General features: G+C 47.5%; 18 protein-coding genes. 5 read left to right on the top strand and 13 right to left on the bottom strand.

Annotated elements, in window-relative coordinates:
- Positions 1 to 6 precede the first annotated feature (6 nt).
- Positions 7 to 531, bottom strand: a complete 525-nt coding sequence (locus ACN9MT_RS01465; RefSeq protein WP_056064062.1) for a hypothetical protein — start codon at positions 529 to 531, stop codon at positions 7 to 9.
- A 169-nt stretch (positions 532 to 700) separates the two neighbouring features.
- On the opposite strand from ACN9MT_RS01465, the gene ACN9MT_RS01460 reads away from it, so the two are divergent.
- Both ACN9MT_RS01460 and ACN9MT_RS01455 read left to right on the top strand, forming a co-directional pair.
- A complete protein-coding gene (locus tag ACN9MT_RS01460) occupies positions 701 to 886 on the top strand; it encodes a 2-hydroxymuconate tautomerase (RefSeq protein WP_023466792.1) in 186 nt (61 codons plus the stop codon).
- A gap of 72 nt (positions 887 to 958) precedes the next feature.
- Positions 959 to 1,603 (top strand): NAD(P)-dependent oxidoreductase, encoded by a 645-nt coding sequence (locus tag ACN9MT_RS01455; protein ID WP_426272629.1) that lies wholly within the window; start codon positions 959 to 961, stop codon positions 1,601 to 1,603.
- A 55-nt stretch (positions 1,604 to 1,658) separates the two neighbouring features.
- Here the strand turns inward: ACN9MT_RS01455 and ACN9MT_RS01450 are convergent, their stop codons facing one another.
- The 3 genes from ACN9MT_RS01450 to ACN9MT_RS01440 form a co-directional block, all read right to left on the bottom strand.
- Positions 1,659 to 2,837 carry a NupC/NupG family nucleoside CNT transporter gene (locus tag ACN9MT_RS01450; protein WP_035411361.1) on the bottom strand — a complete coding sequence of 393 codons (1,179 nt, stop codon included), beginning with the start codon at positions 2,835 to 2,837 and terminating at the stop codon, positions 1,659 to 1,661.
- 122 nt (positions 2,838 to 2,959) lie between these two features.
- Complete coding sequence (locus ACN9MT_RS01445) at positions 2,960 to 3,817, bottom strand: phosphotransferase family protein (RefSeq protein WP_426272628.1); 858 nt, start codon at positions 3,815 to 3,817, stop codon at positions 2,960 to 2,962.
- Positions 3,814 to 5,121 (bottom strand): HD domain-containing protein, encoded by a 1,308-nt coding sequence (locus ACN9MT_RS01440; RefSeq protein ID WP_426272627.1) that lies wholly within the window; start codon positions 5,119 to 5,121, stop codon positions 3,814 to 3,816. Before ACN9MT_RS01440 ends, ACN9MT_RS01445 begins: the two co-directional genes overlap by 4 nt.
- A gap of 145 nt (positions 5,122 to 5,266) precedes the next feature.
- On the opposite strand from ACN9MT_RS01440, the gene ACN9MT_RS01435 reads away from it, so the two are divergent.
- Both ACN9MT_RS01435 and ACN9MT_RS01430 read left to right on the top strand, forming a co-directional pair.
- Positions 5,267 to 6,088: a biotin/lipoate A/B protein ligase family protein gene (locus ACN9MT_RS01435; RefSeq protein ID WP_368915442.1), complete on the top strand. Its 822-nt coding sequence runs from the start codon at positions 5,267 to 5,269 to the stop codon at positions 6,086 to 6,088.
- A gap of 16 nt (positions 6,089 to 6,104) precedes the next feature.
- On the top strand, positions 6,105 to 6,953 hold the full coding sequence (locus ACN9MT_RS01430) for a DegV family protein (protein ID WP_368915441.1): 849 nt from the start codon (positions 6,105 to 6,107) through the stop codon (positions 6,951 to 6,953).
- Between the two features lie 274 nt (positions 6,954 to 7,227).
- Here ACN9MT_RS01430 and ACN9MT_RS01425 read toward each other — a convergent pair whose 3' ends face one another.
- The 9 genes from ACN9MT_RS01425 to ACN9MT_RS01385 all read right to left on the bottom strand — a co-directional run bounded on the left by ACN9MT_RS01425 (position 7,228) and on the right by ACN9MT_RS01385 (position 14,427).
- The gene (locus ACN9MT_RS01425; RefSeq protein WP_214858691.1) at positions 7,228 to 7,443 is read right to left on the bottom strand and encodes a hypothetical protein; all 216 of its coding nucleotides are present in this window, start codon (positions 7,441 to 7,443) and stop codon (positions 7,228 to 7,230) included.
- Positions 7,436 to 7,846, bottom strand: coding sequence for a hypothetical protein (locus tag ACN9MT_RS01420; RefSeq protein ID WP_426272626.1), 411 nt, complete (start codon positions 7,844 to 7,846; stop codon positions 7,436 to 7,438). The genes ACN9MT_RS01425 and ACN9MT_RS01420 overlap by 8 nt, the downstream gene beginning before the upstream one ends.
- Before the next feature lie 2 nt (positions 7,847 to 7,848).
- Positions 7,849 to 9,369: a flotillin family protein gene (locus tag ACN9MT_RS01415; protein WP_029343201.1), complete on the bottom strand. Its 1,521-nt coding sequence runs from the start codon at positions 9,367 to 9,369 to the stop codon at positions 7,849 to 7,851.
- Positions 9,366 to 9,887: a hypothetical protein gene (locus ACN9MT_RS01410; RefSeq protein ID WP_035411376.1), complete on the bottom strand. Its 522-nt coding sequence runs from the start codon at positions 9,885 to 9,887 to the stop codon at positions 9,366 to 9,368. Before ACN9MT_RS01410 ends, ACN9MT_RS01415 begins: the two co-directional genes overlap by 4 nt.
- Positions 9,877 to 10,104 (bottom strand): hypothetical protein, encoded by a 228-nt coding sequence (locus tag ACN9MT_RS01405; RefSeq protein ID WP_035411379.1) that lies wholly within the window; start codon positions 10,102 to 10,104, stop codon positions 9,877 to 9,879. The genes ACN9MT_RS01410 and ACN9MT_RS01405 overlap by 11 nt, the downstream gene beginning before the upstream one ends.
- A 152-nt stretch (positions 10,105 to 10,256) precedes the next feature.
- Positions 10,257 to 11,459 carry a multidrug effflux MFS transporter gene (locus tag ACN9MT_RS01400; RefSeq protein ID WP_426272625.1) on the bottom strand — a complete coding sequence of 401 codons (1,203 nt, stop codon included), beginning with the start codon at positions 11,457 to 11,459 and terminating at the stop codon, positions 10,257 to 10,259.
- Positions 11,456 to 12,589, bottom strand: coding sequence for a YfbR-like 5'-deoxynucleotidase (locus ACN9MT_RS01395; RefSeq protein ID WP_426272624.1), 1,134 nt, complete (start codon positions 12,587 to 12,589; stop codon positions 11,456 to 11,458). The genes ACN9MT_RS01400 and ACN9MT_RS01395 overlap by 4 nt, the downstream gene beginning before the upstream one ends.
- Before the next feature lie 51 nt (positions 12,590 to 12,640).
- On the bottom strand, positions 12,641 to 13,405 hold the full coding sequence (locus ACN9MT_RS01390; protein ID WP_035411388.1) for a TerC family protein: 765 nt from the start codon (positions 13,403 to 13,405) through the stop codon (positions 12,641 to 12,643).
- A 164-nt stretch (positions 13,406 to 13,569) separates the two neighbouring features.
- Entirely contained in the window at positions 13,570 to 14,427 is an 858-nt protein-coding gene (locus ACN9MT_RS01385) for a TerC family protein (RefSeq protein WP_035411391.1), read from the bottom strand.
- A gap of 325 nt (positions 14,428 to 14,752) precedes the next feature.
- Between ACN9MT_RS01385 and folE2 the strand changes: the two genes are divergently transcribed.
- Entirely contained in the window at positions 14,753 to 15,658 is a 906-nt protein-coding gene (folE2, locus tag ACN9MT_RS01380) for a GTP cyclohydrolase FolE2 (protein ID WP_035411393.1), read from the top strand.
- Positions 15,659 to 15,676 lie beyond the last annotated feature (18 nt).

Below are 15,676 nucleotides of genomic sequence, written 5' to 3'. Positions count from 1 at the left end.
AACCAGTCACTCGTAACGGAGTAACTGTAATTGATCCTCTGTCGCTCGGCGAATCGTCGGGAGACGATAACACGTCATGGATGCAATCTCCTCGTGGGCTGGGGGATTGACCTCTTCGAGATGAAGCAAAGCACGATCAAACAGGGTTTGCGCTGCACGACCGAATAAAAAGAGACGTTCCAGCGAAGAACACTGCGACCGAATCGCACGTAACTGATGCGCCAGTTCTCGCACCTTTGCCTCAACCTCTTCTTCCATGTCGGCTGTCGGTTTTCGATTTTGAAACAACGGTTTGAAACGTACATCGTCCTCAAGCAATGTCAGCATCCCGTATCGCTTCGCTTCTTTTTGATTCAGCAGTTGAGCGAGTTTTTTATCCGTTACGAGTCGACCGAACGGGATGTTCTGTTCAAAGACGATATCTGCAACCTCGAGTCCTTTAGGGCCAGACAATGGATAAGCTGTATCTTCTGGTAACGTCCGATCAAAAATCAGTAGCGTATGAATTTTTTTTCGTATGATCGCGTCCATTATGTCTCTCCTTTTCTGCCGTATGTGTATGACTACCTTCGCTTCCGACAAGAATAGCTCCTACCTTATACCCTTCTTTTTCGAAAACGATGTTCGAATTGACGAATCCCCTATCGAATGCGCTATACTGATGGCGTATCGTCATCATGTTAGAGGGGGAAATGAAGTCATGCCATATGTTACGGTTAAAATGTTATCGGGTCGTACAGTCGAACAAAAACGTGCCTTGATTGAAAAAGTCACGGAAGCGGTATCAGAAACGACAAATGCTCCAAAAGAAAACATCACGGTCTTCATCGAAGAGATGGAAAAAACAGATTATGGTCAAGCTGGCGTCATGTTTGCAGATAAATAATCAAAAAGAGACGTCCGGTCGCTACCGCACGTCTCTTTTTCCCATCTACTTGATCTCTAAGGAGGAAAACTTATGACTACTGTTACTGTACTTGGTGCGACCGGTCGAACGGGTCGCCCTTTGATTGATCGATTATTAAAAGATGGCTACGATGTCCAAGCACTCGTGCGTTCCGTGTCGTCGGACTTACCAGTTCACGATTGCCTTCATATCCTGACGGGAGACGCGACAAATCCGGACGATCTCGAACAAGCACTCGCGGGAAGTACCGCTGTCTTCAGTTGTCTCGGTACCGATCAACAGCAGGTCCTCTCGACAGCGATTCCGCATCTTGTCACGAAGATGAAGGAAGCAGGCATCGAACGGATCGTCTTCATCGGTACAGCAGGCATTCTCGATGCATCAGAAGAACCTGGGAAGTATCGTTTCCAATCGAGTGAGTCCCGTCGCCGCTCGACGATTGCAGCCGAGGATCACTTGAAAGCTTATTTGACTTTAAAGGATGCAGACGTCGACTTCACCGTCATCTGCCCAACACAATTGACGGAAGATAAAGCACTTGCTGCTGACGACTTGTTGATTGAGACGACACGCTTCACTGCATCGACAGGACCGATTCCCCGGGAAAATGTCGCGCAGTTCGCTTACGAAGTCTACCGTGACGGAACCCACCATCGCGTCCGCGTCGGAATTGCTTCGCACGGTGAAACGAAATAATAGACAAAAAGAGCAATGGATTTGCTGATCCATTGCTCTTTTACATGTGTAACGATTACAGCAAGACGCTGACGACGATTGACGTCAAGACGCTGACGAGAGTTGCACCATACAGTAATTTCAAACCAAAACTAGCTGCAACGCTTCCTTGGCGATCATTCAATCCTTTAACCGCACCAGCGATGATTCCGATCGACGAGAAGTTCGCGAACGAGATCAAGAAGACAGAAACGATTCCGAGTGTACGTTCCGAGAACTCTTTCGTGTACTCAGGAAGGCTTAACATCGCGACAAATTCATTCGTGATCAATTTCGTGGCCATGACACTACCGGCACTGACGGCTTCCGCCCATGGAACACCCATGATGAATGCGAATGGTGCAAAGATGTATCCGAGAATTTCTTGGAACGAGATATCGAGAACCATCAGGAAGATATCGTTGACCATTCCAATCAAAGCATTATAGCCGATCAACATCGCACCAACGATGATTGCGACTTTGAATCCATCCATGATGTATTCGCCGAGCATTTCGAAAAACGTTTGCTTCTCTTCGACGATTTCAAGAATATCTTCTTCCGGGTCAACCGTGTATGGGTTGATGATTGAGACGATCATGAAACCACCGAACAAGTTCAAGACGATTGCTGTAACGACATATTTTGGTTCTACCATCGTCATGTACGCACCGACGATTGACATCGAAACCGTCGACATTGCTGATGCACACAATGTGTAAAGACGGTTTGCTGGTAATTGACCAATTTGTTTTTTTACTGTGATGAATACTTCTGATTGTCCGATCGCAGCTGAAGCAACCGCGTTGTAAGACTCGAGACGCCCCATCCCGTTGATTTTCGACAAGACGAAACCAATTCCGCGCATCAAGATCGGTAAAATCTTTGTGAATTGCAAAATTCCGATCAAGGCAGAGATGAAAACGATTGGTAGCAAGACGTTAATGAAGAACGGTTGTGCACCTTCGTTCGCTAGTCCACCAAAGACGAAATCAATCCCGATTGCCGCATAACTCAGCAGTTTTTCAAAGACTTTCGCGACGCCACGAATGACGATATATCCGAACGATGTATTGAGTAAAATGAACCCAAGTACGAGCTGAAGAACTAGCATGACCGCAAGCGGTTTCAATTTGATGCCTTTACGATTGCTGCTGACAAGGAGTGCCAAGCCGAAAACGATAGCCAGTCCGAGTAGTGCGATAAGATATTTCATGAAGTACCCCTCTATCTATTAGTTGTTTATCAGTTGTACATTCGTACGATGTCTGACGTTTAATCTCTTTCCAAGTAATAGAATAATCAATATTTCGAAGAACTACAAGAGAAAAAGTTCATTTAGTAACCGCTTTCGTTATTTTCATAGACTTTCAAGACAAACTTTTCCAAGCGTTCCCGAACATTGTCCTGACTGAGGTTTTGCCTTCCATATGCTTTCCACCCCGAATAGACGTCAATTGTTTCAGGTCCAAAATCAAAAACAGCTCGAATATCCCACGCGTGATCGTACAAACGGTTCGTCTGTTTAAGGTAACTTTTTAAAAAATGATCCGCCATCTCGACGGATTCGAGCAAGGCAAGATTCAAACGACAATGCGCAAGGTCGACTTCAATGGGACCTACACATGCATTAATCCAATCAATCGTATGACACGTTCTATCCATTTCGTATAACACATTGACCGGATGGAAATCCCGATGAATAAATCGGATTGTTTGACTTTCGATCGGTTCGACCGCCAGTAGCTGACGCCATCTCTCCGGATGCTGCGTCCACGTCGGAACGTAACGTTCCGTCGTATACGGCTGATAGACATAAAGAGATTCTGGTACGGGCAGCGTATGGATTGCCGCAAGCATCTGTGCTAGTCGTTCGACATATTGCTCATCTACCTGATCAAGCCGGATCTCTCCCGGTGAACGCGTCATATATAACCAAGGCGGTATTTCGTCCCTAACATCTGTTTGATAGTCCAACACATCTGGTGCTAAGTCACCTGCTGCTCGTAACGCAAACACCTCGTGCAAGACAAGATCAGGCTCCTCATGTAGCCAGTCCTGATTCGTATGGACGCGAAGAATTCCCTCACCGACCCGAAAAACAAGGGAGGATGTCGCGCCTTTTAAGACTTCGACCTCTCCTCCCTCCTGTCCAAGCTGTTGCAAGATTTTCGTAAGGACAGTGGACGATATCATGATGTCACACTACCAATCAATAACTGGTCGATTTGCATCTTCTCATTCGCATGTTCGCGCAAGTCGTGCAAAATTTCTTGCGGGAAGAACAGCTTCTCATCCGTCTGGCGTGATGTCGCGATGGCTTGAACGAGCGGTGAAACTTGCGAAATCTCTTTCATCTGCCCACCCTTCATCTGTAGCATGATCGGTTGTTTGCTGATTTCACCATTATCCCCATATAAATCGTAAGGAAGACGACTGAGTTTATCTTCTAGCAGATAATACGTCGGATTCAAGCCGATCGCGTCAAACAGCTCGCATAATTTTTCATGGACGAGTTCACGTTTTTCAGCCGGGTAATCGACATACTTGAACAACTTCCGGTCAACGAATCTTTCTGATAGATCAGAAAGGATCGGATCCTGTTCGTTCGCCCACTGCTGAAAATAGAAGTAGACGATCGTCTCATCGAGTCCAAGGAAATCACGCAACTCCATCTTCTGATCAAACAGCGGCATTAAATGAATCGGTGCAATCACAAACGGATAACCGGAAAGGTATAGCTCCTGTGCTCGTTCGAGAATGGCTTTTAATAGGTAATCACTCGATCGTGTCACCGGATGCAGGTAGACTTGCCAATACATCTGATACCGACGCATGATGTAGTCTTCAATCGAATGCATCCCGGACTGCTTGACGACCATTTGATTCGGCGCCGGACGCAATACCCGAAGCATCCGCTCAAGATCAAATTTTCCGTAGCTGACGCCAGCAAAGTGCGCATCGCGTAATAAATAATCCATTCGATCAACGTCGAGTTGAGAGCTGATCATCGTGACGAGCAGTTGATTCGGGTGCGTTTTATTGATGATCGACGCCACTTCTTCCGCGAATCCCTCTCCCACTTGGTCGAGAACTTTCTTGATTTCCGTATCCCCGAGGATGATTCGCTCTGTCCACGTTTCATGGTTGACACCGAAGACATTTTCGAACGCGTGCGAAAACGGACCATGACCAACATCGTGTAAGAGTGCCGCAGCCAGCGTCAACTCCCGGTACTGATCATCCCAATCGGCGCGACCGTTAAAGACGTCGATCAGTTGGCGCGTGATCTCATAGACGCCGAGTGAATGATGGAATCGCGTGTGTTCCGCCCCATGAAACGTCAAAAAGGATGTTCCCAGTTGTTTGATTCGACGTAGTCGTTGAAACTCACGTGTACCGATCAATTGCCAAATCAACTGATCACTGACATAGATATACCGATGAACAGGATCTTTGAAGACCTTCGTTTCCTTTAATTGTCCTAATGATTGATACATATGTTTCTCTCCTTTAAATCGTGTCTATGTCGTTGTTGTTCGGTTTTGTCTCCAAGGATTCCTGTCTCCTGCGGCGCTTCGCACAGAAACTTTATACACCCTGTGCTATAATGATGTCGCAAATCTACAATAAAGGAACGAGCCTATGGGAATCGAACTCTTAAAACAAGAACATTATCGTATTTTTGATCAAACGTCACTCGGAACTGCTTTTCATGCGACACAATCGTTTGCGATGGACGACACATTATGCGCTTCCGTTGCAACAGAAGGAGCTGCACTCCGCTCTTGGATTCACCACGAAACTGTCGTCCTCGGCATCCAGGATGCCCGCCTTCCTCACCTCGCAGACGGCGTAGTTGTTTTGCACGAACATGGTTTCTCGCCCGTCGTCCGTAACTCAGGCGGTCTTGCCGTCGTCCTTGACGCTGGTGTCTTGAATATTTCGCTAGTCTTACCGGAACGCGGTGGGATCGATATTGACAGTGGTTACGAAGCGATGCTTGCGCTCGTCCGTGGCATGTTCGCGCAAGAAACAGACGCGATCGTCGCCGGTGAAGTCGTTGGATCGTATTGTCCCGGTTCTTACGACCTGTCAATCGCCGGTAAAAAGTTCGCCGGTATCTCGCAGCGCCGTGTCCGCGGTGGCGTTGCCGTCCAAATCTACCTCTGTGTTAACGGAAGCGGGAGTCAGCGCGCCGCTTTAGTCCGCGACTTTTACGCGGCAGCGCTTCAAGGCGAGGCGACGAAATTCGTCTATCCAACCATTGTCCCGGAAACGATGGCTTCGCTTGAAGAATTACTCGGTACCTCATTGACGGTCGAAGACTGCTTACGTCGTGCCTATGAGGCATTACTTGCGCTCGGCGCTGATTTAACACCAGCGACTTTGACGGAACTCGAGAACGAGCGGTTCGGTGTCAACTTGAGTCGAATGCTTGATCGAAATGAAAAAGCCCTAGGTTAAGAAAGGAGAGAACGTGATGATCCGATTGATCACAGACAGTGGTGCTGATGCACCAAAAGACATGTTAGATGCTTATGATTTTACGATCATGCCGTTCGGCGTATTGATCGACGAAGATACGTTCTTCGACGGAGAATCGATATCTCCAAAACAACTGTATGATAAGATGCGCGATGGCGCAGCACCAAAGACATTCCAAGTAGAAGTCAGCCGGATGGTCGAGGTGTTCACGCGTCACTTCGAACAAGGTGATCCCTTCCTCTATCTCGCCTTTTCAAGTGAGTTATCTGGAACATACCAAACCGCGAAGATGCTCGCGGACGAACTCGCCGAAAAGTATCCGAACGTGCCTTATCTCGTACTCGATACGAAAACGGCTTCAACGGGACAAGGACTATTCGTTCTCGATGTCGCAGAGTATGCACAAACGCATTCGTTTGAAGAAACAGCGGCTTACGCTGAAGCCAAGGTCAATACGATTCGTCATCTGTTTACAGTCGAATCACTCGAATATTTGATGCGCGGTGGACGCGTTTCGCGAGCTAGCGCCTTCATTGGTGGTCTCTTATCGATCTTGCCACTGTTGACCGTCGAAGACGGAAAGTTGATTCCGAAAGAAAAAATCCGAGGTCAGAAAAAGGTCATGAACCGGATCGTCGAGTGGATGGAAGAAGCACGTCCTGCGATTGACGGACACCGAATCATGATTGGTCACGGGGATTCGATCGAACGGGCAGAACAGTTAAAACAATTGATTGAAGCACAATTCTCACCAAGCGAAGTCATCTTGACGATCGCCGGCGCAGCGATCGGTTCACATACTGGACCGGGACTCGTCGTCATTGGATACGACCTTCCACGTTAACGGCATTTATTCTTACTTCATTAAACGAGGCTGACTCAAAAAAAGAATGACTCGTCTGTTCACGCCCTTTCCTCAGGCGAGACACAAGCCAGTTTTCCTGCTTCATTCAAGCAGGAAAGCGGGTCTTGTTTGTCTCTGACAGCGCATAAATGCGCTTTTTCCTGTAGGAGTTGCGTGTGACGAGTCATTCTTTTTATTACGAGATAGGGGTGGCAGATCATCATTCTGCCACCCCTATCTTTGTAGAGACTGACTTTTGAGTCAGCTCCGTTTTTTATGAATTGTATCCGAAGAACAGCAGTGCCATGCTTAATCCAAGCGAGGAGACGATGAACACGATCGCCATCCCACCCATTCCGAAGACTAACAGTTTCGGTAAATCACGTCGCTTCTTAAGAAGGGCAGTCAATAACCCGACGTTGATCAAGAAGACGACAACGAACGGGAGCAACAACATCCAACGCTCTTGCAGTAGAAATAAACTATCCATTTCTTTGCTCCCTTCTTTCAGACTCCAAGAACGGTCGGAATAGATCCAGACATAAGAAACGGAATAAGACATAAGCGAACAGAAGTGTTGACACTACTTCGAAACTAACATATCCGACATCACGCCACGTGATTCCTGTCGTCGCCCCGGCGAACCAATACGGGAAGTCGACCGTCAACAGACTGCACATCAAAGCGAGAACGGCTTCCTGACGTGTCTGTCGATCCTGTAGCGAATAGGACACTTTCTTCAAATTAAATATATTGACGATTCCTTCATCCGCTGTGTATCCCTTGATGATTCCAATAACGCCACCTAGTACTGCTAATGCATACCACGGAAGCGGCCAAGCGACATGAAAAATAAGGAGCGCAAACAAGATCAATAAGACGCGACTTTGCATAATCAGTCTTCTGTTTTCGACGCTGCCACCGCATCATGGGAATTCAAGTTGACCGTCAACGGCTTTGCTGTTCCTTTACCAGAGAAGTTCTCGATCAACTCTTTGACATCTAATCCTGACGACGCTTTTAACGTCTCTTGCAGTGACGCCATCAAATCCGTCGCGTATCCTGTGACACGGTTCGCACCGCCACCTTCACCACTACCTGTATCAACGACGGTGATCTTATCGATGTTACCGAGTGGTGCTGCAATCTCTTTCGCGTATTCTGGCATCATCCGAATGACCATGTCAAGGATTGCTGCTTGTCCAAATTGTTCGAACGCCTGCGCGATTTTTTCTTTCGCTTCTGCTTCGGCAAGACCTTTCAAACGAATGATGTCTGCTTCTGTTTCCCCTTGTGCTCGCTCAGCGTCCGCTTTCGCAAGACCATCCAGACGAATGCGTTCTGCATCCGCTTTTGCCGATGCTTCAATCCGGTATTTCGTTGCATCTGCTTCCGCATATTGCTTCGCACGGTCCGCTTGGGCAGCTTGCTCAATCGAGTAACGATCGGCATCGGCACGTTTTTTGACTTCCGCATCGTATTGTTTCTCACGACGGAGGATTTCACGTTCTTCGAGCTCGATTTGTTTTTGACGCTCGATGATTTTGATTTGCATCTGTTGCTCGGTGACTTCTTGTTGTGCGCGTGCATTCTCAAGATCATACGCTTGGTCGGCTTTCGCCTTCGCGATATCTTGTTCGCGGCGGTAGTCTGCCATCTTCAACTGATTTTCTTTTTCCGCTTCAGCGATTTCCGTTGCACGTTCGAGTTCTGCTTTTTTCGCATCTTTTGAAGCTTCCGCTCGTTTGATGCGTGTCTCTTTTTCCGCGTCTGCTGTTGCGATGTCCGCATCACGGCGCACCTGTGCAATCCGTGGTTTCCCGAGGGATTCTAAGTATCCATTTTTATCTCGGACGTCTTTGATCGTAAACGAAACGATGACGAGTCCCATCTTCGCCAGGTCTTGAGACGCGACCCGCTGGACTTCTTGCGAGAACTTATCGCGGTTCTTATAAATTTCTTCGACAGTCATCGAACCGAGGATCGAACGCAAGTGCCCTTCAAGAACTTCACGCGCTTCCCCTTCGCGCTCTTCTTTTGATTTTCCGAGGAACTGCTCTGCTGCTGTTGCAATCTCAGAAATCGAGCTGCCGATCTTGATGATCGCTGTTCCGTCCGCCATGACCGGTACACCCTGCTCCGTGTACACTTCTGGTGTCGTGACTTCGAGTTTACTTGATAACAAACTGAGTGGTGTTGCTTGTTGGAAGACAGGTAACACGAATGTTCCGCCGCCACGAATAATCTTCACCCGGTTGCCGGACTCATCGGTATTAACGTTGCGTCCTCCAAGATAACTACCGGATACGATTAATGCTTCTTCCGGACCAACCGTTCGGTACTTCGTGATGAATAGGACAATCAATGCAACGATCAATGCGACTGCAACGATCGATACGATTAACACTGGATTCATGTAAACATCTCCTTTTTCCATTGTTGGGGATACGTCACGACAGACGCGACGCCTTGTTTAATCTCGATGACAAGTACCTTTGTTCCTTGTGGTAAGGCAGGACCTTCAAACAGGACGGCTGACTTCGATACACGTCCTGAGACGTCATCAAGTAAAATTTCACCATATCCTTCAGTCGGAATCGGCACGATGACGGTTGCGCTACGCCCTTCTAGCATCTGTTCCGAAAACCCAAGCGACTGTTCGGCTTGTGCCATCGGAACGAACAAAAAAATATGCATCAGTGTCGTCACTAACAACGCGATGACACTGCTGATGATTAAAATCAAAATTGAACCAAGCGGACTCAGTTGTTCGAGTCCGAAGCCGATCGCTGACGTGATGATGACGAAAGATAAGATCAACGTAGGATGGAAAATTTGATCGACACCCGGAATGACGTCTGAGAATAGGATGGACACAAACACACCACAAGCAGCGGCCGCTAACGCATATAAATAAAGTGTACTAACGTCCATTTTCGTTCACCTCGATGTAAGGATGTGAACCATACAGTTCGTGATAAGCCCGCTGATACGCGGTCCGATTTTCTTCATACAATAAACGAGCCAACTCTTTGTCTCGCTGATCAATCGCCTCTTCTTGACGACGTAAGTATTTTTTTTGCGCGGCAAAATGACGTGCTAATCTTGCCTCAATCGACGGTTCTCGTTCACGCGGCAACTCCTGTTTCATCGCTCCACTCCTTTCTGAAGTACTGGCTTTCTCCCTCTTCTACGCAAACCATCTAGAAAATGTTTCAAAATGAATTCCATTTCTTTTCCTTTCATTAAATAAAAAAAACGTTCGTCCCATAAATAGGACAAACGTTTTTGACTAACGAGTATTTATGAGCGGTCGGGACGTCGGACGATTAGTCCGTAATAAAGGACGAGTGCCAAACAGTCAAGCGTCATGATAATCAGCCCCATCGGAACGGCCGATTGCTCCCCCATGATGCCGACGAGTGGTGACACGAGCGAACCGACGAGCATCGGGAGTAAACCAAGAAGTGCCGAGGCACTTCCAGCCGTTGCTCCGTAGTTTTGCATCGCTAATGTAAAACCGAGCGTTGAGATCAAACCAACGCTTGAGACGACGAAGAAAAGTGGAATCATGACGAAAATCAATTGGTCCGTTAACGTTAAAGCGAGGAACAATAAGATACTTGCACTCGCAACAACCGTCAAGCTGATTCGCATCAGCCGTTCTGAATCAACTCGACCAGCAAGACGTCCAGCGATTTGAGCCGCTAAAATGATTCCGATTCCGTTTAGGCCGAACAAAAAACTGAACTGTTGCGGCGAAGCGCCATAAATATTTTGTAAGACGAACGGTGAACCGGAGATGTAGGCAAACATCGCGCCCATGACGAATGCTTGCGCGAACGCATAGCCGATGAAGACGCGGTCCGTCAACAAACGTCCGAATGTCTTTAACGTCGTCGTCAAATTCCCTTCAACGCGTCTTTCGAGTGGAAGTGTTTCCGGCAAACGCAGTGCCACAGCGAGCAACATCAACGTACTTAAAATCGCCAGCAAGTAAAAGACAAAATGCCAGTCACCGAACCGAAGCAACTGTCCCCCGATGACGGGTGCGAGAATCGGTGCCGTTCCGTTGACGAGAGACAAGGCAGCAAAGAACCGCGTTAATTCCGGTCCTTCGAATAGATCGCGAACGATTGCCCGGGAAATGACGATCCCCGACGCTCCGGCTGCCCCTTGGATGAAGCGCAGCGCAATCAACACTTCAATCGTCGGTGCCATCGCACACGCAAGAGAAGCGAGCAGATACGCAAGTAAAGCAATCATTAATGGACGCTTACGTCCACGAACATCACTGAGCGGACCGACGATCAATTGTCCGAGCGCCATTCCGAGCATACAAGCCGTCAAACTCAATTGGATCAGTGACGCACTCGCATCAAACGAGCGTGACATATCCGGAAAAGCAGGTAGATACATGTCGATCGAGAGCGGTCCGAGTGCAGCGAGTGAACCGAGGATCAAGATCAACGTTAAGCGGCCTGGTGTCATCGTTGTCTTTGTCATGACGTCACGTAATCCAAATCATGCAAGACATAAGCGAGGAAAAAGACGACCGATGGATTTTCATATGTCATCTGTACCTTTTTGAGTTGGGCCCGATAACCGGTCTCATACTCCACACCATTTAACTTTCGTTCCATGTTCATTTTGATCAACGCATCGAGTTTATCGATCACATCGACCATTTGCCCTTCGTACGTCTCGTCTTTTGCTTCCACGACGAACCGACGGAACGGTGCTCGGATGTCTTCTGGTAGATTGTTGATCAACGTCTCTCCTTCTGCCCGTTCATAAGCTTCGAAGGCTGCTGCCGTGACCGGCGTCGCATGTTTGACAGGTCCAAGAACATCTCCTGTCGTTCCTTCAACAAGATCATGACACAAGAGACGAGAGACGACTTCTTCAATGTCGATCGTGACGCCGTATTTTTCTGATTCAATCAATCCATTGAAGATACCAAGCGAAGCTGCTCGAAACGCATGTGTCGCGTCGTTATCATCAATTGTGTTAAAACGTCCTTTCCAGCGCCGAATCGTATCCATCATCAAGACGTTTTCGATAAAATGAGACATCTCGTCCTCTTCCATGACCGACTGTGTCAAGCGACGGATTGAAACGAGTGGGTGTCGTTCCAGAACAGCCTGTAATTCCGCTGCTTTTTGTTCGAAAAAGACGGACTCTGTCATCCGTGCTTCCCGGCGTGCATATAACATCGCATCGAACGTATCGATGGCTTCAACGATTCGTCCTTCCGGTGAATCATCTTCTGCATGAACAAGATACGTCGTAAAGGCTGGTTGAAGCGACTTCGAGAGTAAGGCGACGAGTTGCTCACTTGCCTGTTGTTCCATTGCCTGAATGTGTGCATGTAGCGTTGGCTCTTTTTTCGTCCGGTGTTTAATGGGTCCGGTGATGACCTCGTTCATGTCATGGAATAGGGCTTTTCCAAGCAATGTCAGGCGGTCGACTGGTGTTTGTCCGCCCGCTTCTTCTAAATAGCTTGCCATCAAACTGAATAAGGCAACACGAAAGCTATGACTGGCTGCGTTATCCGGAAAACGTGGTGCATATTCATCCCACCGTGGAACGTTTTGCATCCGCGTCAGCATCCGAATGAAATTACCGTTTTGCATAAAATCTCTCCTAACGAAAGACGGACAGAGAGTACCCTGCCCGCCATTGTATTATTTTGCTGATTTGGTTGAACTACTTCCGCTACGGAACCAACCAATGATTAAAATCAGGGCAAGTACGACCCAGAAGATCGTTTGCCATAGTGTACTCTCTGGAAACTCATGCGGCAAGACGTCGATCGACGGATGCGCGAGTGTCATGACGACGAGTTTTACGCCAACCCATGCGACGAGCCAAAAGGCAGCTTCTTCGATACCTGGTCGCTTTTGGAGCAAGACAACGAACCAACTCGCAAAGTAACGCATAATGACGAGACCAATGATCCCACTGAAGAAGACGACCCAGAATTGTCCTGTGTTCAGACCACCGATCGTTCCTCCGATCATCGGTAATGTCGTTGCCATGGCGACAGCGGCAAGTGTCGAGTCGACAGCGAACGCTAAATCAGAGAATTCGACTTTAACAACCGTCCACCAAAAATTCGGTGAGGCTTTTTGTGAAGCAATCGAGTCCGGTACTTGGTGTTTATTCGATCGTGCCTCGACGATTCCTTTAAACGCCACGTAAAAGAGGTATATCGCTCCGAGTGCCTGAAGCTCCCAAATCGTCGCTAGGTACGAGGCAAAGAAGATTGCGACGAAACGTAAGACGAGTGCCCCGACGAGACCATAGAAAAGTGCTTTTTTGCGCTGATCGTCTGGTAACGGTCGGACTAGGACAGCCATGACCATCGCATTGTCGGCAGATAATAACCCTTGCAAAATAATCAGTACGAGCCCGACGGTCGCATACTGTGTAATTAATCCAATATCCATACTAACGAATCCCCTTTTTTGTTCAGTCTATTCATTATATGCCGGTCGATCGGAAAGAAAAAGATGAAAGCTCGACTGAAGTACTTAACCTTGTGTTTTATTCCCATTGTTTAAGAAAACCTAACACCAAAAAACGACCCGTCATCGACGGATCGTTCCACTTCTTATAAGTTTTGATCAACTTTCTTTTCCGCATCTGGATTTGCTTTCGTTTTTGGTGAAGAGAACCAACCCCAAAGGGCAAGACCGACCATGACCGTCCAGAAGAATGCCTGCCACGGTGTACTGTGAGCAAATCCTTCCGGAAGTTTTAAGGCTTCGAAGACTGTTCCTTCGATTGATGCATGGTATTTCGGATGTTCGAGCGCAAGAACAGCTAGCTTCACACCGACCCAGGCAACGATTGCAAAGGCTGCTGTTTCAAGACCTGGACGTTCTGCAAGTAATTTCACGAAGACACGGGCCGCGAAACGCATGAGAACGACACCCATTAAACCACCCGTTAAGATGACGATGAAGTGACCGGTGTTCAAACCACCGATTTCGCCCGATCCCCAGTTCGGAAGTGCGACTGCTAAAGCAACTGCAGCAAGAATCGAATCGACAGCAAATGCTAAGTCAGCGAATTCAATCTTCGCGACTGTCCGCCAGAATTCACCTTTAGAAACTGGCTCTTCCGACTTCGGCTCTGCATCGAGTTCATTTTCGGCGCCATGATTCTCACCAAGTTTCCTTGCCTTAGCGGTCTTATAAATATGCCGTAATCCCATGATGAGCAAGTACGCTGCTCCAAGTGCTTGGATTTGCCAAATATCGACGAGGAATGAAATCGCGAACAGTGCCGCGAACCGTAAAACGAATGCTCCAGCTAATCCATAAAAAAGTGCTTTCTTTTGTTGTTCTCCTGGTAAGTGCTTAACCATGACCGCGAGTACGAGTGCATTATCTGCCGAAAGTAATCCTTCAAGCGCGATCAAGACGAGTACGACCCAGGCATATTGAAGTAATAACTGCCAATCCATCTCTGTCATCCCTTTCTCTGACTATCTGTAAAATCAAAAATACATTGTATGACTATGACAAAAACAATGATTACACGTTCACCTGAACATATACTATAGGATAATATACCCGATTGCAAGCATGTTATTCCTCCGGCTATGGAATGTGTCGATTTTAAGTCGTGCGAGTTTCGTTTATCGAACGTTCGTGATAAAATTCAAGACAACACTTCTAGTAATGAAACGATGAAACACATTTGCGGAATCATCAGACTTGCTCGTCTCTAGCATTCCTGTCATGTTATTACTATTGAAACACTACAAAAGGACAAAGGGGCCCATAAATATGTCTACCTACCCGATTACGTTACCAACGAAAGAAGAGCGCCATAAGCTGTTCGGTTCGGTACCACCAATCAAAGGAACAAAACCGACTGAAAAAGATAAAATGGTCGACTTGCAAAATACACCGAAGAACTTCCTGTTCGCACTTGACGCTGTTGGAATCTCAAACGTTAAACATCCTGTCGTCATCCAAGACGGGGACAAAACACAAGCGACAGTCGCAACGTTCGAGTTGTCGACGTCACTCGTACAAGACCGTAAAGGGATCAACATGAGTCGCTTAACGGAACAACTTGATCAATATCACAACGAAGGTTGGACAGTCACGAATGAATCACTTATTCAATTCGCGCGTGATTTAGCGGACCGTATGGAACAAACAGAAGGTCAATTGACGATCCGTTACCCATGGTTCTTTACACGTAAAGCACCTGCAACGGGACTTAGTGGGTTGATGAATGCCGAAGTATGGCAAACGGTCAGCGTCAACACGGAAACGAATGAAGCGACATTATCTGTCGGCTTGACGATCAACGTCACGACACTTTGCCCATGTTCGAAAGAAATCAGCGAGTACAGTGCCCACAACCAACGTGGCTACGTCACGATGGAAGCTTCGTTACGTGATGAAGCAGAAGACTTTGACTGGAAACAATCATTGCTTGATGCGGCTGAATCAAATGCTTCTGCCCCACTTCACCCGGTACTCAAACGTCCGGATGAAAAACGCGTGACAGAGATGGCATACGAAAATCCACGTTTCGTAGAAGACATGGTGCGCTTGATTGCTGCTGACCTATACGAAATGGATCCAATTGCTTCGTTCTACGTCGAATGTCGCAACGAAGAAACGATTCACCAACATGATGCAATCGCACGCATCACGTTCGATAAAGACGCACAATAAGCAAGCTCGCCGTACTTC

Origin of the sequence: Exiguobacterium sp. R-17 (genome assembly GCF_049913315.1) — a bacterium.
Classification (GTDB): Bacteria; Bacillota; Bacilli; order Exiguobacteriales; family Exiguobacteriaceae; genus Exiguobacterium_A.
The sequence above is the reverse complement of the archived record's forward strand: the minus strand, read 5'-3'. Positions and strand labels throughout refer to the sequence as shown.